Source organism: Tenacibaculum haliotis (genome assembly GCF_025215075.1).
In the GTDB taxonomy this organism is placed as follows: Bacteria; Bacteroidota; Bacteroidia; order Flavobacteriales; family Flavobacteriaceae; genus Polaribacter; species Polaribacter haliotis_B.
Genome location: NZ_JAOBTH010000025.1, coordinates 119449 through 138477 on the forward strand (window position 1 = coordinate 119449; position 19029 = coordinate 138477).

Sequence of the window (19029 nt, forward strand, 5' to 3'; positions counted from 1 at the left end):
CCATTTCTTATCTACCTTTATCCTTCCGAAAAGTGTCGAAAATTCAGCGTGGGAAAGAAATCATCCCTAAAATTGCTGCAATTTACTAAATATAAAATATCTTTCCTTAATTTTGCCAACCATAAATTAGAGTTTACAATGCCACGTAGAGAACGAAATAAGTTTGTTAAGAAAAATCAAGTTTTAGAATTAAAAATTGAAAATTATGCCTTTGGCGGAAAAGGAATTGCAAGAATTCATTCTGAAGAAGGAAGCTTTGTTGTTTTTGTTCCTAATACATTACCAGGCCAATTGGTAAAAGTTCAGATTAGTAAATCGAGTAAAAAATATGCTGAAGCAAAATTAATAGATGTTTTAGAACCTTCTGAAGATGAAGTTGAAGTTCCGTTTCAAGACATTCCTGGTGCGCCTTATATTCAATTACCTATCGATCTACAACATCAATATAAAAAAGAAAGTACGTTATCTTTATTTAAACGTATTGGTAAAGTTGAAAATATTGAAGATTTATTTGATGAATTTATTACTTCGCCAAATGTATTTCACTACCGAAATAAAATGGAGTATGGTTTTTCTGCTATTGGTTACGATAGAGCAAATAAAACAGATGCTGACTTTTTTACCTTAGGATTTAAACGTCGTGGTGTTTGGTGGATGGGTGACAATTTAAACAAGGATTCTGGATTATTCGACGCGCAAGTAGAAGATAATTTAAAAGTGATTCGCGAATATTGCGAAAAAACTGGTTTAGCACCTTGGCATGGACCTAAAAAAGAAGGTTTTTTTAGGTATTTTGTAGTACGTAAATCATACAAAACAAACGAATTATTATTCAACTTAGTAACCACTTCTTACGATTTACCAAAATTTGACATGCAAGCATTTTCTACATTCTTAAAAGATATTTTTGGAGAACGTTTAGCGGGTTTATTACACACTATAAATGATGAAATTGGTGATAGAACAATCGCTACATCTGGAAGTATAGAACTAGTTACTGGAAAAGATAAAATTGTAGAAGAATTATTAGGTTTAAATTTTGAAATAAGTATGAAAAGCTTTTTTCAAACAAACCCTAAATCTGCCGAAAAACTGTATACTAAAGTTATCGATTATGCTTTAGAAAATAAAGAAGCTATTGATAATACTGTGGTAATGGACTTGTTTTGTGGTACGGGAACAATCGGTCAGATTTTAGCTTCAAGAAGCGAAAATGCGAAAATAGTTGGTGTAGATATTGTAGCTTCAGCAATTGAAGATGCAAAAAAGAACGCCAAACGAAATAATATTGAAGGTTTACAGTTTTATGCTGCGGATGTTGGTAAGTTTTTATTAGAACACCCACAATATCAGAATAAAATAAAAACAATCATTTTAGACCCTGCTCGTGCTGGTATTGCGCCAAAAACATTACGAAAAATCATTCGATTAAATGCTGATAGAATGGTTTATGTTTCTTGTAACCCTGCTACACAAGCTCGTGATACAGAACAATTAATGGAAGCTGGTTATACTATTAAAAAAATTAGTTTAGTAGATCAATTTCCACATACAGCACATATTGAAACTGTTGTTTTATTTGAAAAATAAACCGCTATGAAAAAATACATCTTTCCTTTCATTCTTCTTTTAATAGGAGTTTCATCTTGCGAAAAAGATGATTTCTGTGTTCAAAATCCTGTAACACCCAATTTAGTGTTGCGTTTTTACGATAAAGACGATGTTTTTCAGTTAAAGCAGGTACAACGATTCTCTTTAATTGCACAAGGTAAAACGGATAGTCTTTTTACAAATCAAACTACCGATAGTATCGCAATTCCGTTAAATAGTTTAGCCACAGAAACTATTTATACTTTAAAAATGAATGAAACAGATAATTTAGCCATCAATAATAAAATAGCAACACTTACTATAAAATATACTCCAGAAGACGATTATATTTCTCGTTCTTGCGGATATAGAGTTATTTTTAATGATGTAGAACTAACACATACAAGTTGGATTGACAATTTATCTACTTCAACAATTACAAATATTAATAATCAAACAAAAGCGCATGTACAAGTATATTATTAGTCTCTGTTTGGTTGTGATTTATGCAAATGGGTATTCACAAAAAAAAGAAACTTCTGAAGCTAAAAAGGATAGTATAACTTATAAAACAGGTTACGGATTACGTTTAGGTGTTGATATTAGCAGACCTGTATTAGCAATCGTTGATAAAAGTTATAGCGGATTAGAATTGGTAGCGGATTATCGCATTTCTAAAAAATGGTATGTAGCTACCGAGCTTGGTTATGAAGAGGAAATAACCTTTGAAGATTTTACCAAATCAACATCAAAAGGAAGCTTTATAAGACTTGGTGCAAACTTTAATGCTTATCAAAATTGGTTAGACATGAATAACGAAATTTATGTAGGTATGCGTTATGGTTTTGCTCTTTTCGATCAGACTTTAAATAGCTACAAAACAAACGTAGGTAGTACTTATTTTCCGTCTAACACTATTGAAGCTCCAATTACAGAAACAGGATTAACCGCTCATTGGACTGAATTTCAACTAGGTATAAAAGTCGAGGTTTTAAAAAACTTATTTTTAAGTGGTGGATTTTCTTACAAAGTAATGTTAAGTCTAGACGATCAAAAGAATTTTAAAACATTATACGCACCTGGTTTTAATCGTGTTTTTGAAAGTAATACCGGTTTTGGGTTTAATTATACAATCTCATACCTAATACCTTTTGTTAATAAGTAATTTTAGAGCTTACAGTTGGTTTCACTAACTTTACACTTTAAATAATCAAACTTATTAACAATGAATAAAATTCCAAGCGTAAATTTAGCAGACTTTTTATCAGATGATAAAAATAGAAAACAAAAATTCATCGATGAGATTGGTGACGCTTATGAGAATATCGGATTCGTTGCTTTAAAAGGACATTTCTTAGACGACGAATTAGTTGATAATTTATATACCGAAATAAAAAACTTTTTCGACTTACCTACAAATGTAAAAGAGAAATATGAAATTCCGGGTATTGGCGGCCAAAGAGGTTACGTGTCTTTTGGTAAAGAAAGTGCTAAAGGAAAAAAAGAAGGCGATTTAAAAGAATTCTGGCATTTCGGACAATATGTAGACGCTGCTTCTAAATATGCAAACGAATATCCTGATAATGTAAACGTTGAAGAACTTGCTAAATTTAATGAAGTAGGTAAAATGACCTATCAAATGTTAGAGAAAACAGCAAAATACGTGTTGCGTTCTTTAGCTTTGCATTTAAATTTAGATGAAACTTATTTCGACAATTATATTAAGAACGGAAATAGCATTTTACGTCCAATCCACTATCCTCCTATTCAATCAGAGCCTAAAGGAGCTGAAAGAGCTGCTGCCCATGGAGACATTAATTTAATCACTTTATTAATGGGAGCGCAAGGAAAAGGATTACAAGTTCAAAACCATAAAGGAGATTGGATTGATGCTGTTGCACAACCGGATGAATTAATGATTAATGTAGGTGATATGTTATCTCGTCACAGTAATAATAAATTAAAATCTACGATACATAGAGTTACAAATCCTCCTAAAGAATCATGGGGAACTTCTCGTTACTCAATTCCGTTTTTTATGCACCCAGTTTCTGAAATGAAATTAGATGTTTTAGAAAATTGTATCGATGAAAACAATCCGAAGAAATTTGATGATATTACAGCAGGTGAATTTTTAGATGAACGTTTACGTGAATTAGGATTGAAAAAATAATACAATGGATTTACACGATCAATTAAAAAATTTATTTCCAGAACACAAAGAAACGGAAGTAAAGGTAGCAGAGAAATCAGAAATTTGGTTACAAGATGACCCAATACTTTGTAAATATGAAAAACGCAAAGGAAAACCAATTACGATTTTAGATGGTTATACAGGCGCTACGCAAGATTTTAAAAAACTAGCCAAAGAAATTAAAACAACCCTAAGTGTTGGCGGAAGTTTTAAAGACGATAAAATAATTATTCAAGGAGATTATCGTGATAAAATAATGCAAATATTAAAAGATAAAGGCTTTAACGTAAAACGCGTTGGAGGTTAACAATAATAAAGATGTCAAGGATTTAAATTCTTGACATCTTTTGTTTTTTATAAAAAAATGTAAAAAAAACAATTAATTAATAATAACGTCATCAAATGAACGTTATTATATAGAAAATCAAACATTTAACTAAATTCCTATCAATATGGCTTCCCCTAAATTACATATTACAAACGGAGATATTACTACTAAAAGACTTCAAAATTTAAACTTAGACGGCAAAATAATTACATGGCGCGAAATGTTATGTGAAGGAAAAACGACTGTTGATGTTGGTAGTGAAAATTTTTGGAGAACACGTTTCGACTTTTTAAAATCTTCCTATAAAATTTCTAAACAAAAATTTATAGATTATACGGTAAAAGAATATCGTAATCTTTGTAATGAGAAAGCACAAGATGAAATTATATTATGGTTTGAGTACGATTTATTTTGTCAAGTAAACATGCTTGCTGTAATTAGTTGGCTAAAACGTTATAGAAAAGACCGTCAGATATCTTTAGTATGTAGCGGTAAAGTTGAAAATCAAGATAAATTATTAGGTTTAGGAGAGCTTTCTGATGCACAACTAAAAGAACACTACACAAATAAAATTACACTAACTAAAGACGATATTGAGTATGCCGATTATATTTGGCAATTGTACTGTTCTGACAGTCCATTACAGTTAGAAAACGCTTACAAACTACACACAAATACAACTTTCAGTTATTTAGAAGAAGCCATAAAAAATCACCTTTTACGCTTTCCATCAATTGAAAACGGATTAAATCATGTTGAAAATAACATTTTAAAAACAGTAAAAAATAATCAATTTGAAAGTAAAAACCAACTGGTTAATGAACTGCTAATCAATCAAGAAAATTACGGATTTAGTGATTCTCAATATTTTAATAAAGTTGATCAATTAAAAAAAATGTTCACCTCTTTTAATCCTGTTAAACTAAGTAAAGTAGGTAAACAAGTATTACATCAACAAACAAATTATTATGGTAAAATACGTTCTGATTTTTCGTATCTTGGCGGGGCTAAAAAATATAGCTACTTATATGTAAATACTACAAATAGGCTGCTAAAAATTACATCATAAATGAATATTCAACATTCTGAGCTTATCTTAAATCCTGATGGAAGCATATATCATCTAAATTTAAGACCAGAACATATTGCTAACGATATTATTTTTGTAGGTGATCAATACCGAGTAGATAAAGTTACCCAGCATTTTGATACCATAGAATTTACTACTCAAAAACGTGAATTTAAAACAACTACAGGAACTTATAAAGGAAAACGATTAACCGTAATTTCTACCGGAATTGGACCTGATAATATTGATATTGTTTTAAATGAATTAGATGCGCTGGTTAACATCAATTTAAAAACACGCAAAATAAAAGAAACGCACACCCAATTAAATATTACGCGTATCGGAACTTCAGGTTCTTTACAAGCTGATATTCCTGTAAATAGTTTTTTACTAAGCTCTCATGCGATCGATTTAAACGGAATGTTATTATCATATCAAACTGCAGAAATTGCTCATCCAGAAATTGAGAAAGCTTTTATAACACATACTAATTGGAGTGCTAAAAAATCACATCCTTTAGTTGTTTCAAACGGAAAAAACTTAGAAGAAAAATTAATATCTAACAAGGTTTTTAAAGGTATTACTGCAACTGCAGGTGGTTTTTACGGACCACAAGGTCGTGTGTTACGTTTAGCTTTACAAGATGGAGATTTAAATAAAAAAATAGATAGCTTTAGTCATAATGAAAACAGAATTACCAATTTAGAAATGGAAACTTCTGCTATATATGGTCTATCAAAACTATTAGGTCATAATGCCGCTTCAATGAACGCTATAATTGCTAATAGAGCAAATGGTACTTTTAGCGAAGACCCTAGCAAAGTTGTTGCTGACTTAATTACATATACATTAGATAAATTAGTAGAATAAATGCTAAATTTAAAAATCGGTGGCGTACCAGAACACTTTAATTACCCTTGGTATATTACCTTAAAAAACAAAGAATTCACAAACCAAAATATCAATTTACGCTGGCAAGATTATCCTGGGGGTACTGGTCAAATGTGTAAAGCATTGCGCTCTGGTGATGTGGATATTGCCATTGTGTTAACCGAAGGAATTATTAAAGATATCATTAATGGTAATCCATCTAAAATAACACAAACCTTTGTAAAAAGTCCTTTAATTTGGGGAATTCATGTTGGTCATAAATCTAAATTTAAAAAAATTGAAGATTTAGAAAATGCCACTGTAGCTATAAGTCGTTTTGGTTCTGGCTCACATTTAATGGCAATTGTAAATGCTCATAATAATGGCTGGGATATTGATAAACTAAAATTTAAAGTTGTTGGCGATTTACAAGGTGGTATTGACGCACTAACAAACGGAGATGCAGATTATTTTATGTGGGAGCATTTTACAACAAAGCCTTTGGTTGATAATAATACCTTTAGGCGTTTAGGAGATTGCCCTACTCCATGGCCATGTTTTGTTGTAGCGGTTCGTAATGAAGTTTTAGAAAACAATTTTGAAGAAGTAAAAAAAGTTTTAGACATTGTTAATAGCTGTACTAGTGATTTTAAAAATATCGAAAATATTGATAAAACTTTAGCTATCAGATACGAACAGCAATTAGAAGATATTCAAGAATGGTTATCTATTACCGAATGGACTGATGGTAAACCTGTCACAGAAAATTTAATTACTGGCATACAAAATAAAATGCTAGGCTTTAACGTTATTGATTCGAAGAAAGATTCTAATGAATTAATTAGAAATATGTATATTTGATTTTTTAAAACCAAAAAAATGAAAAAAGTAGTATTTATTGCAATTTGTGTTGTTAGTTTAATAGGTTTTTCTTCTTGTGGAAGTACAGCACCTTGTGGTTTATCTAAAGTTGACCAAACAAAACAAAACCAACATCAATCAGAAATTATTGTTGCTGATGCAACTGAGATTGCTGAATAAATTGATGTTTCTTTTATTCAAATTCAATAAATCCGCTTTTCTTAGGCGGATTTTTTAGTTCTTACTTTCTAGCATTGGTACAAACTTAAAATCACCCAATTCGTGTTTTTCAAATTCTTTTGGTGATTTTCTTACAAATAATGTCATTATCTGTTCTTTATCTCCAACAGGAATCAACAACTTACCTCCTACTTTTATTTGTCCTAATAATGCTTTAGGCACAAACGGAGCTCCGGCTGTTACTATAATCTGATCAAAAAGTGCTTCTTCAGGCAAACCTTTATAACCATCACCAAAAATAAATCGCTTAGGTCTATATCCTATTTTAGGTAAAAACCTTGACGTTTTCTTGAATAATTCATGCTGGCGCTCTATCGAATACACTTCCGCTTTCAACTCTAATAAAACAGCTGTTTGATATCCTGATCCAGTACCTATTTCAAGTACTTTATCTCCTGGTTTAATTTCCAAAACTTGAGATTGAAATGCTACCGTATACGGATGAGAAATAGTTTGCTCTGCAGCAATAGGAAATGCTTTATCCTGATAAGCATGTGCCTCAAAACTACTATCTATAAACAGGTGCCTTGGTATTTTACGAATAGCGTTTAGCACATTATTATCTATAATGCCTTTAGCCTGTAAAACAGTAGCTAATTGATTTCTAAGTCCTTGATGTTTGGTAGTATCTATCACAAATGGTAAAATTTCAGCAAGTCAAAAATAGTAATAAATCTGTATAAAAGTGTATCTTTGTTAGCATTGCTTTTCTATTTAAAAAAGAAAAGATAAATAGGTTAAAAACAACGTCATTTTAAAGATAAATTTTAAAATTTTCTTCTATTAAAAATGACCATACAAAATCAAACATACTATGTTAAAAGCTGGAGTTTTAGGGGCAGGTCATTTAGGTAAAATTCACTTGCGTTTGTTACAACAATCTAAAAAATATGAATTGGTAGGATTTTACGATCCTTTTACTGAAAATGCTCAAAAAGTAGCGAAAGAATTTGGATATAAATTATTCGATTCTATTGATGAGTTAATAAATGCTGTAGATGTTGTAGATATTGTTACACCTACATTATCTCACTTTGATTGCGCAAAGCAAGCCATTGAAAAAGGGAAACATATTTTTATTGAAAAACCAATTACAAATACCCTACAAGAAGCGCAAGCTATAAGAACTTTAGCTAGTCAAAACCATATTCGTGGTCAAGTTGGTCATGTAGAGCGTTTCAACCCTGCTTTTACTGCTGTAAAAGATATGATAGACACACCAATGTTTATCGAAACACATAGATTAGCCGAATTTAATCCTAGAGGAACTGATGTACCTGTTGTTTTAGATTTAATGATTCATGATATTGATATTATTTTATCAGTAGTAAAATCTAAAGTAAAAAATGTGCATGCAAGCGGAGTTTCAGTTATTTCTGACACGCCAGATATTGCCAATGCTCGTATTGAATTCGAAAACGGTTGTGTTGCCAACTTAACTTCTAGTAGAATTTCAATGAAAAACATGCGTAAAAGTCGCTTTTTTCAAAAGGATGCCTATATTTCTGTTGATTTCTTAGAAAAAAAATCAGAAGTCGTTAAAATGAAAGATGTTCCTGAAAACCCGGATGAGTTTGCTATGATTCTTCAAAATGCTGAAGGTGTTAAAAAACAAATTTATTTCGATAATCCTGAGGTCGTTGAAAATAATGCTATTTTAGATGAGTTAGAATCGTTTGCGGATGCAATAAACAATAACACAACACCAATCGTATCATTAAGTCAAGGAACCGAAGCTTTACGAGTTGCCCACATGATTATTGATTGCTTTAAAAAATAATAAAACACACACAAAATGAAAAATATCGCTGTAATTGGAGCAGGAACTATGGGTAACGGAATTGCGCATACATTTGCTCAATTTGGATACAATGTTCAACTTATTGATATATCGCAAACTGCCTTAGACAAAGGTTTAGCAACTATCACTAAGAATTTAGATAGAATGGTTACTAAAGAAAAAATATCTGAAGAAGATAAAAATACAACTTTAGGCAACATTTCTACTTATACATCAATTAAAGAAGGAGTTCAATACGCAAGTTTAGTTATTGAAGCTGCTACTGAAAATGTTGATTTAAAATTAAAAATATTTAAAAACTTAGATGAAGTTTGTCCTGAAGATACCATTTTAGCTACCAATACTTCTTCTATTTCTATCACACAAATTGCTGCGGTTACCAACAGACCTGAAAAAGTAATTGGAATGCACTTTATGAATCCGGTGCCAATCATGAAATTGGTTGAAATTATTAGAGGTTATAACACCACTGATGAAGTAATGGATTTTACGGTTGATTTATCTAAAAAAATTGGTAAGACACCTGTTGAAGTGAATGATTACCCTGGTTTTGTAGCCAACCGTATTTTAATGCCAATGATTAACGAATCTATCGAAACACTATACAACGGTGTTGCTGGTGTTGCTGAAATTGATACGGTAATGAAATTAGGTATGGCGCACCCAATGGGGCCTTTACAATTAGCAGATTTTATTGGGTTAGATGTTTGTTTATCTATTTTAAATGTTATGTACGAAGGATTTAAAAACCCTAAATACGCTCCATGTCCGTTATTAGTAAACATGGTAAATGCAGGTAAATTAGGTGTAAAATCAGGTGAAGGTTTTTACGATTATAGTGAAAGTAGAAAAGCTGAAAAAGTAGCGAAGATGTTTTCTTAAAAATATTTTTATATAATAAAAAGAGGCAATTTTAATTGAAATTGCCTCTTTTTTGGGTTTTAAGTAATTACCTTAACAAGAAGTATCTGCTATAATTTTCCATTCACCATTTATCTTTTTAAAGATAATCATAAACACGCCATTTGCATTGCCTACTTTTCTTGTTAAATGATATGCTCCCATCACAAAATAAGCTCCACTATTTATTTTTGAAATATCATTTACCTTAAACTTAAGTTCACCCGAATGATCTTTTGTTGGATAGCCTTTTTTATAGTTTGCTAACGTTTTATCCCATCCAAAAGTAATTCCGTTACTTCCATAAAACTTTAAAGAATCACTTTTCCAATAGCCTTCCATAAAACCTTCTAAATCGTGATTAGACCACGCTTTTTCTTGAGCTTTCATTATAGCTAAAATTTCTTTTTTTTCTGTTTCTTCTGATAGATCAACTGTAACAATTTCTTTTTTACAAGAAACTATTATAGCTAAAAATAGCACACTAAATACGAGTAATTTTTTCATTAAAATAATGATTTAATAATTTCTTTAATTGTAATTCCCTCAGCTTCCGCTTTATAATTTTTAACGATTCTGTGTGATAATATAGGAATAGCAACTGCTTGCACATCTTCAATATCTGGAGAAAATTTTCCGTTTATCGCTGCATGTGCTTTCGCAGCTAAAATTAAGTTTTGTGAAGCTCTTGGTCCCGCTCCCCAATCAATATATTTTTGTATTAACTCGGTTGATTTATCTGATTTTGGGCGCGTTTTACCAACCAAACCAACAGCATACTCCACTACATTATCAGCTACAGGAATTTTTCGAATCAATTTTTGTAATTCTATAATTTCTTGTGATGAAAGAACTGCATTTACTTTTTGATTTATTGTTGATGTTGTATTTTTTACAACGGCTACTTCTTCTTCAAAGGTTGGATATTCTAAATGAATAGAAAACATAAAACGGTCTAACTGCGCTTCTGGCAAAGGATACGTACCTTCTTGCTCTATAGGGTTTTGGGTAGCTAACACAAAAAAAGGTAAATCTAACTTGTAATGATTACCCGAAATGGTAACCGATTTTTCTTGCATTGCTTCTAACAAAGCTGCTTGTGTTTTAGGTGGCGTACGGTTAATTTCATCCGCTAAAATAATATTAGAAAAAATGGGTCCTTTTATAAATTTAAACTGACGGTTTTCATCTAAAATTTCACTTCCTAAAATATCAGAAGGCATTAAATCGGGTGTAAATTGAATACGACTAAATTGTAAACCCAATACTTCTGAAATTGTATTTACTAATAAGGTTTTTGCTAATCCAGGTACGCCTATTAAAAGGGAATGCCCACCACATAAAACCGATAATAAGGTGTAGTTAACAGCCTCTTGCTGCCCAATTATAACTTTACTTATCTCTTGTTGTAAAAGACCAAATTTCTTTACTAAACTGTTTACAGCAGCTACGTCTGACATAGATTAAATTTTAAATTTTCTTTTTCAAAAATCTTAATTTACAAACTATTGTAAACTAAGATTCCCGCTAAACGCGGGAATCACAATATACTAAAATTATTAGTTCTTATTTGTTTTCTTTTTTCCAATCTTTCTTAAAAGTACAATCTTTATAATCGCTTCCTAATTTTATGTAGGTTTCTTGGATTTTTTCTTTTGTCCATTTTGTTATGGTCTCTTCTTTTTTCTTAACCAAAGCAAACTGTTGCATTCTTACGTAATCTTCAACAAGATCGGCTGTATGTGTTTCTGTTTTATCTTTTAACAAGATTACCTTATACATTTTTTCACCTTCACGAGTTTCATCATAAAAAACATCCGATAAATCACCTTTATTAAGTTCGCTAATTCTACCAAATAAATCTGGTGCCATTCTTGTTAACTCGAAAGTAGTTTCTTGTGTATATGGATTTATCAATAATCCTCCATTACTTTTAGTCTCTTCTTCTTCTGAATATTTTTTTACAGCCTCTTCAAAAGTAATTTTTCCTTCTTTTATATCTTTTTTAATTTTTTCAATAGCGTCTTTTGTTTCTTTCAACTTTTCATCTGCTATTTCTGGTTGCATTAATATGTGTGAAACATCACGTCCGTTACCTCTCACTTTATTCAGTAAAATAATATGATAACCAAAAGGAGATTTAAAAGGTTCTGATATTTGACCTTCTTCTAGAGAAAATGCGATTTCTTTAAATTCTTTTACAAAACCTGTTTCTTTGGTTATGACCCCCATATTACCACTATTTTGAGAAACACTAGGATCGTCAGAGTTTATAATCGCTTTTAATTTAAAACTAGCTCCAGCTTCAACTTGCTTTTTAATTTCAGTAAGCTTGTTTATAATACGATCGTTTTCATCTTTTGTAGGTGTAGCTTTTAAAACTAATTGTGCTATTTTCACTTCAGCAGGAATTTCTGGCAATTCTTTTTTATCTGCTAAACTTTTAAAATACACACGTATTTCTTCTGGAGTTACATCTATATCTCCAGTAATTTTTTGCTGTTCTTTTTCGATAAGAAGGTTTTCTTTTTGAACTTTTGCTAGCTCTTTCTTTAAATCTTCAATATCGTTAAAACCATAGGCTTTAATTACTTTTTCTTCGCTACCATATTCATTTGTAAAGTAAGCAATACTTCTTGCTACTTTACTGTCAATATCTGATTGAGCAACAACAACACTATCAATAACACCATGGTGTGCTAATAATTTTTGCTCCATTAACTCTTCTAACATTTCACAATTAGAAATTTTAACTTTCCCTTCACTCCTTAGCTCAACCTCTTGCTTAAACTTATCTATATCAGAATCTAAAACAATGTTTTTACCAATTACTACTGCTACTCCATCTATTTTAGTTTCTTGTGCATTTACAGCCCCTAAACTAGCTAAGAAAAAGGTGAATAATAGACTAGTATTCTTTAAAGTTTTTGTTTTGAATTGCATCATTTATCAGCGTTTTTTCTATCTCTCTAATTAATTCTAATTTTCTTTTGTGTAAAATTATTTGTTTAATCCTCGGACTTACAAATAACAAAGGTGCTGTGGCGTTTTGTTGCAACATCTTTTTTACAGCGACCAAATATACTCCTAAACTATCTTCTTTTTGTATGTATTTAGAAATTTTTAACAAACTTTGCTTCGTTTCCGCCTGAAAAGGCGGAACTTTTTCTTGTAAGTAAGAAAATGAGACCCAAGTTGAATCTTGTAATCGATAAGATTTAAAGTTTAATAAATACCTTTCTAAATCTTCTTTGTCTTCTTCCTTTGAAGATTCAAAGTTTTTGATGACTTCTTCTTTGTCTAAAAAATCTTTTCCGAAGTGAATATATTCAAACTGTAATAATTCTTCATTTAGCTTAAAATTATCTTTATTTTTTTGATAATACACTTCAATTTCTTGCGGATTTACAATCGTATCTAACTGCTGTTTTATTAAACGCTCTTTGTAACCATTTATATAAAGGCCTTTCTTATAATCATTTACTAATTTTTCAATCTTAGTACTATTAACACCAGATATATTTTCTTCCGCTTTAGCGAGTAATAATTGTTTTTTTGCCCAAGAGTTAATAAGTCCTTTTACAATAACTAAACTATCTTTTTTGCTAATACCTTTTGGTAGTAACTCTTCAATATCTTTTTTATAAAGGTTTTTGTTATAAACAGTCGCAATAGGCCTGTGTTGTGTTACTTTTTTAGTTTTTAAACTAATTAAATCACACGAAACAATTAAAATACTTATTAATAAAAAGATTATTTTTCTCACTTTTTTATTGATTAAATGTTTTTAAATTTAAAATATCTTGTTCCTTTTATAAAGAAATAATTCCTTTAATAACGTCTGCTTTTTTGTAATAAGCAATTACTTCGTGAGCACTTTTTACATTTAAAAAAATAGAAAGACTATTGTATTTACCTGTTTTAGATTTTTTAGTCTCAATAACGGCACCACCTTTATCAAATAAATTCTTTACCTCTTCTACCTGATTTTCATCTGTTGGCACAATAAATTTATATAAATATTTACTTGGGAATGTAGTGGTATCTTCTAACTGACCTTTTAACTTAATATAAAATGCTTCTCTATCTGACATAATGCTTTATAAATCTTTTTTCTAAAAAATAATATGCATCAATTAAGGCAACCTTAAAATGATACAGCACAAAATTACACTATTTATTACATTTATAGTTTGAAACTTATATTTTTGCATCATGCAACAAAAAATAGTTTTAATAGGAGGACCAGGTACGGGGAAATCTTCAATTTTAAGAGAGCTTATAAATCAAGGATATAATTGTATGCCTGAAATTTCGAGAGAAGTAATACTTAAAGCTCAAAAAGAAGGAATAGATCAATTGTTTTTAGAACAACCCTTGCTTTTTAGTCAAATGTTATTAGAAGGTAGAGAACAACAATATTTAGAAGCTGAAAAAAGTAATACCGATATTGTTTTTTTTGATAGAGGGATTCCTGACGTACATGCATACATGAATTATTTAGGAAATGAATACCCTCCTATTTACAGAGAAAAAAGTGATCAATATTTATATACAAAAGTATTTATGTGTGCTCCATGGCAGAAAATTTACAGATCAGATAATGAGCGCTACGAAAGCTACGAACAAGCTGTAAAAATTGATACTTATTTAAAAGCTGCCTATAAAGAAATAGGATATGAAATTATAAATGTTCCTTTCGGAACTATAAAAAAACGTTGCGATTTTATTTTACAATCGTTATAAAACGATGTATGAAGCATCCATAAACATATTAAAACATTATTGGGGACACAGTTCTTTTAGAGCTCCGCAGCAAGAAATTATAGCGGCTATATTAGAAAAAAAAGATACCATCGCTTTATTACCCACAGGTGGCGGTAAATCTATTTGTTTTCAAGTTCCTGCTTTAATAAATGATGGTGTTTGTATTGTTATTTCGCCATTAATAGCATTAATGCAAGACCAAGTAGAAAGTCTTGTTGCTAAAGGCATAAAAGCTACCGTTATTCCTTCTGGAAGCTCCCAAGATGATATTATTACACTTTTTGATAATATCCGTTTCGGAAAAATAAAGTTCTTATATATTTCTCCCGAACGCTTACAATCTCGTTTTATTCAAGAAAAAATAAAGCAATTAGAGGTAAATTTAATTGCAATTGATGAAGCGCATTGTATTTCTGAGTGGGGACACGATTTTCGCCCTTCTTATCAGCATATAGCTATTTTAAAAGAACTACATCCAACAACAAGTATTATTGCTTTAACGGCAACAGCTACCAAAAAAGTTATTGATGATATTATAGTTTCTTTAGGCTTGGAAAAACCTACGGTTTTTAAAAAGTCTTTTTATAGAGAAAATCTAGCGTATCAAATTTTTAAAACGGATGACAAACTCCGTAAACTACATCAGATTTTTACTAAAACAAAAGCACCAGCAATTGTTTATGTAAACGCTAGAATTAAAACCAAAGAAATTAGTGCTTATTTAAATGCAAATGGTTTTAAAAGCACTTTTTATCACGGCGGATTAACAAGTTTAGAAAAACAACTTTCTTTTGATAGTTGGATGACCGAAAAAACACCAATTATTGTTGCTACAAACGCTTTTGGTATGGGAATAGACAAACCAAATGTTCGGGTTGTTATTCACTTAAACCTTCCAGGATCTATAGAAAATTATATTCAAGAAGCTGGTCGTGGCGGACGAAATGGTAACAAAGCTTTTTCTGTCGTTTTAACAAATGATAATGATATTAAGCTTAGCAAAGAATTATTGGAAAAATCGCTGCCTGTTATCGAAGATATAAAACTGGTACATCGAAAGTTATATCAACATTTTCAAATTGCCAAAGGAGAACTTATAGAAACTGCTTTCGATTTTAACTTTTTAGAATTTTGCAGTAAATACAAGTTAATTCCTAATAAAACCTACAACGCTTTACAGATATTAAATAGTAACGGAATCATAGAATTAAATTCTAATTTTCAACAAAAATCTACCATTCAATTTTTAGTTTCAAGTAAACAAATTTTGCTGTACTCTCAACAAAATCCATCTTCTAAAAACTTTGCACAAACATTATTACGCTTGTATGGTGGTGTTTTTGAAAACCTGGTAAAAATTGATGAGTTTTATATCGCTAAAAAAGTAGGTGTTACTTCTTGGCATGTTATTGAGGAATTAGAACGAATGGCTGAAAAAGAAATGCTTGAATACAACCAAGCAACCAATAATTCAGAATTATTTTTTCTGCATCCGAGAGAAGACGATACAACTGTAAATCGTGTTTCTAAAAACATCCGTTTGTATTTAGGTCAAAAAAAACAAAAAAATAATGATTTATTAGCGTTTATTAAAAACAATAACGTTTGCAGAAGTGTACAGTTGTTACATTACTTTAATGAAACTAGTAGTAAAGAATGCGGTATTTGCGATGTTTGCTTGCAAGCAAAACAAAACATTGTTATAAAACCGGCTGATATTCTTAATTTATTGCAAGAATATAAAACCTTAACATCATACGAAATCAGTACACATCTAAACGAAAAAGAAGCAAACATTTTAATACTTTTGCGCACGCTTTTATCCGAAGAAAAAATAAACGCTATTAATAATAAATACTTTTTATAAATGAGAGATTTACGCATCGTTTTTATGGGAACACCCGATTTTGCTGTGACCATTTTACAACACCTAATCGAAAACAATTATAATGTAGTTGGTGTAATTACTGCTGCAGATAAACCTGCCGGTAGAGGTCGTAAGCTAAATCAATCTGCTGTAAAAAAGTATGCGTTGTCTCAAAACCTTCCTATTCTTCAACCTACCAATTTAAAAAATGAAGAATTTCAGGATGCTTTAAAAGATTGGAATGCTAATTTACAAATAGTGGTTGCTTTTAGAATGTTACCAAAAGCTGTTTGGGCAATGCCGGAATATGGTACTTTTAATCTGCATGCATCTTTATTGCCGGAATACCGTGGAGCTGCTCCTATTAACTGGGCACTTATAAATGGTGAAACCAAAACAGGTGTTACAACTTTTTTTATTGATGATAAAATTGATACTGGTGAAATTATCTTACAAAAAGAAGTAACTATTAAAGAAAATGAAATTGTTGGTGAGTTACACGACCGATTAATGCATTTAGGTGCAGGCTTAGTTGCTGATACTTTAGACTTAATAGCTACTGGAGATGTAAATACCACAAAACAGCCCGAATTAGAGGAGAAACCTGCTCATAAACTGTTTCCTCATAATTGTAAAATAGATTGGGATAAATCTTTAACCGATATTTACAATCATATTCGTGGCTTAAACCCATACCCTGCTGCTTGGACAACTATAAAAAATGGTGAAGAAGAAGTTTCAGCTAAAATATATGGAGTAACAAAAGAATTTTCTGCCCATGAATTTACAAACGGAACAGTTATTACTTCTAAAAAGGAATTAAAAATTGCTGTAAAAGATGGTTTTCTTATTGTTGATGAAATTAAGATTTCTGGTAAAAAATTAATGGATGCTAAAAGTTTGTTAAACGGTTTTCAATTCGATAAAGAAGCAAAAGCGCTGTAGCCCTCTATTTATAAGGTTTTAACGTTTTATGGTAAAAAACGACCGTGGTTATTAACAATTGTAACCTACTTATTAACAAATAAGCTTTTTTTCAGAGTCAAAACTTGCATGGTACCGCATTCCTACTATATTTGTTGAGCTATTTAGCGAAAAACAAAAATTAATTTTTAAAACTTATTAAAATTATGAACAAATCAGATTTAATCGATGCAATGGCTGCTGACGCAGGAATTTCTAAAGCTAATGCTAAAGCTGCATTAGACTCTTTAACTTCTAACGTTACTAAGTCTTTAAAGTCAGGTAACAAAGTTGCATTAGTTGGATGGGGAACTTGGTCTGTTTCTGAAAGAGCTGCTAGAACTGGTAGAAACCCTCAAACAGGAAAAGAAATTCAAATTGCTGCTAAAAACGTAGTAAAGTTTAAAGCGGGTGCTGGCTTAAGTGATTCAGTAAACAACTAAGACTTTTCTTAAAAACATATTTAAAACAGCATTTAGGCAACTAAATGCTGTTTTTCTTTATAATAGTGTCACAAGTAAAACAAATATTTGTCTATTAAGTATACTACAAAAACAAAAACATGAAAAATACAATTACATTTATTGCCGTTTTATTATGCTTAACTACCTATGCGCAAAAAACAGTAAATGCTTCGGATATTATTAAAGATGTAAAAAATGGTAAATCAGTAACTATTTCTAACGCTACCATTAAAGGCGTATTAGACTTTACTTTTATGAATGAAGCGCTACCTAAATTACCAAAAAGGAAAAGCTGGTGGAATAACGGCGGCTCTAATACTATAGAAAAACAAATTACTAATAAAGTATCATTTGTTAATTGTACTTTTAATAATGATGTATTAGCATATATTCCTCATGAAAAAAGCGGTTATACATTTATTGCAAATTTTGAAGACGAAGTAATATTTAAAGATTGTACTTTTAAACAAAAAGCCATGTTTAAATACTCTGATTTTGAAAGAAATACTGATTTTTCAAATACTAAATTCAACGATGACTCTACTTTTAAATATGCCAAGTTCGAGAGAGGTATTTCTTTTAAAAATACTTTCTTTGAGGAACCTGCTACATTTAAATATGTCAATTTTAAACAATATGTAAGTTTTGCTAATTCAGTTTTTAATGAAAGTGCTATTTTTAAATACACCGAATTTAATAATGGAGTTTCTTTTAAAAACGTAAAGTTTAACGAAGATTTAAATATAAAATACGCTAAAGTATCTGGTGATTTTAATATTACCGATATGGATGTTGCTTATGATATAGACTCTAAGTACACTAAAATAAACGGAAAAAGCTTTAGCAAACATTCAATAAAAAATAAATAGTAAGTTTATAAGATCTCAAAAAAAACTCTAGCTAATGCTAGAGTTTTTTTTATGATATTATCTACCCCTATAGAAAATATCATAAAGATTGAAATAAAACCCCTTAACTTTTTATTTCATTACAAAAATGACACTTTTTTGGTGTATAATTCAAAGGAAAAACACCTTTTATAAAACAGAACAATCTAAAAAACAAACGAAAGCTCTAGTGTTATACACTAGAGCTTTGTTTATAATGATATTTTA

Annotated in this window: 22 protein-coding genes; 16 read left to right on the forward strand and 6 right to left on the reverse strand. The window is 30.4% G+C overall.

The window, feature by feature from the left end; all coding sequences use genetic code 11:
- Positions 1-138 precede the first annotated feature (138 nt).
- From rlmD to N2251_RS05745, 9 genes are all read left to right on the forward strand, one after another.
- Positions 139-1590 (forward strand): 23S rRNA (uracil(1939)-C(5))-methyltransferase RlmD, encoded by a 1452-nt coding sequence (gene rlmD, locus N2251_RS05705; protein WP_260585755.1) that lies wholly within the window; start codon positions 139-141, stop codon positions 1588-1590.
- Between the two features lie 6 nt (positions 1591-1596).
- Positions 1597-2076 carry a DUF6452 family protein gene (locus N2251_RS05710; protein ID WP_260585757.1) on the forward strand — a complete coding sequence of 160 codons (480 nt, stop codon included), beginning with the start codon at positions 1597-1599 and terminating at the stop codon, positions 2074-2076.
- Positions 2057-2755, forward strand: a complete 699-nt coding sequence (locus N2251_RS05715; RefSeq protein WP_260585759.1) for a DUF6048 family protein — start codon at positions 2057-2059, stop codon at positions 2753-2755. Before N2251_RS05710 ends, N2251_RS05715 begins: the two co-directional genes overlap by 20 nt.
- Positions 2756-2815: 60 nt before the next feature.
- On the forward strand, positions 2816-3763 hold the full coding sequence (locus N2251_RS05720; RefSeq protein WP_260585761.1) for an isopenicillin N synthase family dioxygenase: 948 nt from the start codon (positions 2816-2818) through the stop codon (positions 3761-3763).
- Positions 3764-3767: 4 nt separating this feature from the next.
- Positions 3768-4091 (forward strand): translation initiation factor, encoded by a 324-nt coding sequence (locus N2251_RS05725; RefSeq protein ID WP_260585762.1) that lies wholly within the window; start codon positions 3768-3770, stop codon positions 4089-4091.
- Positions 4092-4236: 145 nt separating this feature from the next.
- On the forward strand, positions 4237-5181 hold the full coding sequence (locus tag N2251_RS05730) for a DUF1835 domain-containing protein (protein ID WP_260585764.1): 945 nt from the start codon (positions 4237-4239) through the stop codon (positions 5179-5181).
- Positions 5182-6051, forward strand: coding sequence for a nucleoside phosphorylase (locus N2251_RS05735; RefSeq protein ID WP_260585765.1), 870 nt, complete (start codon positions 5182-5184; stop codon positions 6049-6051). It begins immediately after the preceding gene.
- Entirely contained in the window at positions 6052-6912 is an 861-nt protein-coding gene (locus N2251_RS05740; RefSeq protein ID WP_260585766.1) for a substrate-binding domain-containing protein, read from the forward strand.
- Between the two features lie 18 nt (positions 6913-6930).
- A complete protein-coding gene (locus N2251_RS05745; protein WP_260585767.1) occupies positions 6931-7092 on the forward strand; it encodes a hypothetical protein in 162 nt (53 codons plus the stop codon).
- Positions 7093-7146: 54 nt separating this feature from the next.
- Here the strand turns inward: N2251_RS05745 and N2251_RS05750 are convergent, their stop codons facing one another.
- Positions 7147-7788: a protein-L-isoaspartate(D-aspartate) O-methyltransferase gene (locus N2251_RS05750; RefSeq protein WP_260585768.1), complete on the reverse strand. Its 642-nt coding sequence runs from the start codon at positions 7786-7788 to the stop codon at positions 7147-7149.
- 178 nt (positions 7789-7966) lie between these two features.
- Here N2251_RS05750 and N2251_RS05755 point away from each other — a divergent pair, with 178 nt between their 5' ends.
- Both N2251_RS05755 and N2251_RS05760 read left to right on the forward strand, forming a co-directional pair.
- Entirely contained in the window at positions 7967-8932 is a 966-nt protein-coding gene (locus N2251_RS05755; protein ID WP_260585769.1) for a Gfo/Idh/MocA family protein, read from the forward strand.
- Positions 8933-8947: 15 nt separating this feature from the next.
- Positions 8948-9835, forward strand: a complete 888-nt coding sequence (locus N2251_RS05760) for a 3-hydroxybutyryl-CoA dehydrogenase (RefSeq protein ID WP_260585770.1) — start codon at positions 8948-8950, stop codon at positions 9833-9835.
- Between the two features lie 72 nt (positions 9836-9907).
- Here N2251_RS05760 and N2251_RS05765 read toward each other — a convergent pair whose 3' ends face one another.
- The 5 genes from N2251_RS05765 to N2251_RS05785 form a co-directional block, all read right to left on the reverse strand.
- Positions 9908-10360 carry a YybH family protein gene (locus N2251_RS05765; protein ID WP_260585772.1) on the reverse strand — a complete coding sequence of 151 codons (453 nt, stop codon included), beginning with the start codon at positions 10358-10360 and terminating at the stop codon, positions 9908-9910.
- The gene (locus tag N2251_RS05770) at positions 10360-11313 is read right to left on the reverse strand and encodes an AAA family ATPase (RefSeq protein WP_260585773.1); all 954 of its coding nucleotides are present in this window, start codon (positions 11311-11313) and stop codon (positions 10360-10362) included. The genes N2251_RS05765 and N2251_RS05770 overlap by 1 nt, the downstream gene beginning before the upstream one ends.
- Positions 11314-11419: 106 nt before the next feature.
- Positions 11420-12799, reverse strand: a complete 1380-nt coding sequence (locus N2251_RS05775) for a peptidylprolyl isomerase (RefSeq protein ID WP_260585774.1) — start codon at positions 12797-12799, stop codon at positions 11420-11422.
- Positions 12762-13619: a hypothetical protein gene (locus tag N2251_RS05780; RefSeq protein ID WP_260585775.1), complete on the reverse strand. Its 858-nt coding sequence runs from the start codon at positions 13617-13619 to the stop codon at positions 12762-12764. The genes N2251_RS05775 and N2251_RS05780 overlap by 38 nt, the downstream gene beginning before the upstream one ends.
- A 46-nt stretch (positions 13620-13665) precedes the next feature.
- Positions 13666-13947: a DUF493 family protein gene (locus tag N2251_RS05785; RefSeq protein ID WP_260585776.1), complete on the reverse strand. Its 282-nt coding sequence runs from the start codon at positions 13945-13947 to the stop codon at positions 13666-13668.
- 121 nt (positions 13948-14068) lie between these two features.
- Between N2251_RS05785 and N2251_RS05790 the strand changes: the two genes are divergently transcribed.
- The 5 genes from N2251_RS05790 (at position 14069) to N2251_RS05810 (ending at position 18783) form a co-directional block, all read left to right on the forward strand.
- Positions 14069-14599, forward strand: coding sequence for an AAA family ATPase (locus N2251_RS05790; protein ID WP_260585777.1), 531 nt, complete (start codon positions 14069-14071; stop codon positions 14597-14599).
- 4 nt (positions 14600-14603) lie between these two features.
- On the forward strand, positions 14604-16487 hold the full coding sequence (locus N2251_RS05795) for a RecQ family ATP-dependent DNA helicase (RefSeq protein WP_260585778.1): 1884 nt from the start codon (positions 14604-14606) through the stop codon (positions 16485-16487).
- Positions 16488-17432: a methionyl-tRNA formyltransferase gene (gene fmt / locus N2251_RS05800; RefSeq protein WP_260585779.1), complete on the forward strand. Its 945-nt coding sequence runs from the start codon at positions 16488-16490 to the stop codon at positions 17430-17432.
- Positions 17433-17617: 185 nt separating this feature from the next.
- Positions 17618-17893: an HU family DNA-binding protein gene (locus N2251_RS05805; protein WP_218772720.1), complete on the forward strand. Its 276-nt coding sequence runs from the start codon at positions 17618-17620 to the stop codon at positions 17891-17893.
- A 119-nt stretch (positions 17894-18012) separates the two neighbouring features.
- A complete protein-coding gene (locus N2251_RS05810; protein WP_260585780.1) occupies positions 18013-18783 on the forward strand; it encodes a pentapeptide repeat-containing protein in 771 nt (256 codons plus the stop codon).
- Positions 18784-19029: the final 246 nt, after the last annotated feature.

Bases quoted from the DNA above. Each gene is read 5' to 3' on its own strand.
- N2251_RS05715 (WP_260585759.1), top strand. From the start codon at position 2,057: ATGTACAAGTATATTATTAGTCTCTGTTTGGTTGTGATTTATGCAAAT.
- N2251_RS05755 (WP_260585769.1), top strand. From the start codon at position 7,967: ATGTTAAAAGCTGGAGTTTTAGGGGCAGGTCATTTAGGTAAAATTCAC.
- N2251_RS05790 (WP_260585777.1), top strand. From the start codon at position 14,069: ATGCAACAAAAAATAGTTTTAATAGGAGGACCAGGTACGGGGAAATCT.
- N2251_RS05775 (WP_260585774.1), bottom strand. From the start codon at position 12,799: ATGATGCAATTCAAAACAAAAACTTTAAAGAATACTAGTCTATTATTC.
- N2251_RS05745 (WP_260585767.1), top strand. From the start codon at position 6,931: ATGAAAAAAGTAGTATTTATTGCAATTTGTGTTGTTAGTTTAATAGGT.
- N2251_RS05725 (WP_260585762.1), top strand. From the start codon at position 3,768: ATGGATTTACACGATCAATTAAAAAATTTATTTCCAGAACACAAAGAA.
- N2251_RS05720 (WP_260585761.1), top strand. From the start codon at position 2,816: ATGAATAAAATTCCAAGCGTAAATTTAGCAGACTTTTTATCAGATGAT.
- N2251_RS05795 (WP_260585778.1), top strand. From the start codon at position 14,604: ATGTATGAAGCATCCATAAACATATTAAAACATTATTGGGGACACAGT.
- N2251_RS05765 (WP_260585772.1), bottom strand. From the start codon at position 10,360: ATGAAAAAATTACTCGTATTTAGTGTGCTATTTTTAGCTATAATAGTT.
- rlmD (WP_260585755.1), top strand. From the start codon at position 139: ATGCCACGTAGAGAACGAAATAAGTTTGTTAAGAAAAATCAAGTTTTA.
- N2251_RS05760 (WP_260585770.1), top strand. From the start codon at position 8,948: ATGAAAAATATCGCTGTAATTGGAGCAGGAACTATGGGTAACGGAATT.
- fmt (WP_260585779.1), top strand. From the start codon at position 16,488: ATGAGAGATTTACGCATCGTTTTTATGGGAACACCCGATTTTGCTGTG.
- N2251_RS05805 (WP_218772720.1), top strand. From the start codon at position 17,618: ATGAACAAATCAGATTTAATCGATGCAATGGCTGCTGACGCAGGAATT.
- N2251_RS05710 (WP_260585757.1), top strand. From the start codon at position 1,597: ATGAAAAAATACATCTTTCCTTTCATTCTTCTTTTAATAGGAGTTTCA.
- N2251_RS05730 (WP_260585764.1), top strand. From the start codon at position 4,237: ATGGCTTCCCCTAAATTACATATTACAAACGGAGATATTACTACTAAA.
- N2251_RS05740 (WP_260585766.1), top strand. From the start codon at position 6,052: ATGCTAAATTTAAAAATCGGTGGCGTACCAGAACACTTTAATTACCCT.
- N2251_RS05735 (WP_260585765.1), top strand. From the start codon at position 5,182: ATGAATATTCAACATTCTGAGCTTATCTTAAATCCTGATGGAAGCATA.
- N2251_RS05810 (WP_260585780.1), top strand. From the start codon at position 18,013: ATGAAAAATACAATTACATTTATTGCCGTTTTATTATGCTTAACTACC.
- N2251_RS05785 (WP_260585776.1), bottom strand. From the start codon at position 13,947: ATGTCAGATAGAGAAGCATTTTATATTAAGTTAAAAGGTCAGTTAGAA.
- N2251_RS05770 (WP_260585773.1), bottom strand. From the start codon at position 11,313: ATGTCAGACGTAGCTGCTGTAAACAGTTTAGTAAAGAAATTTGGTCTT.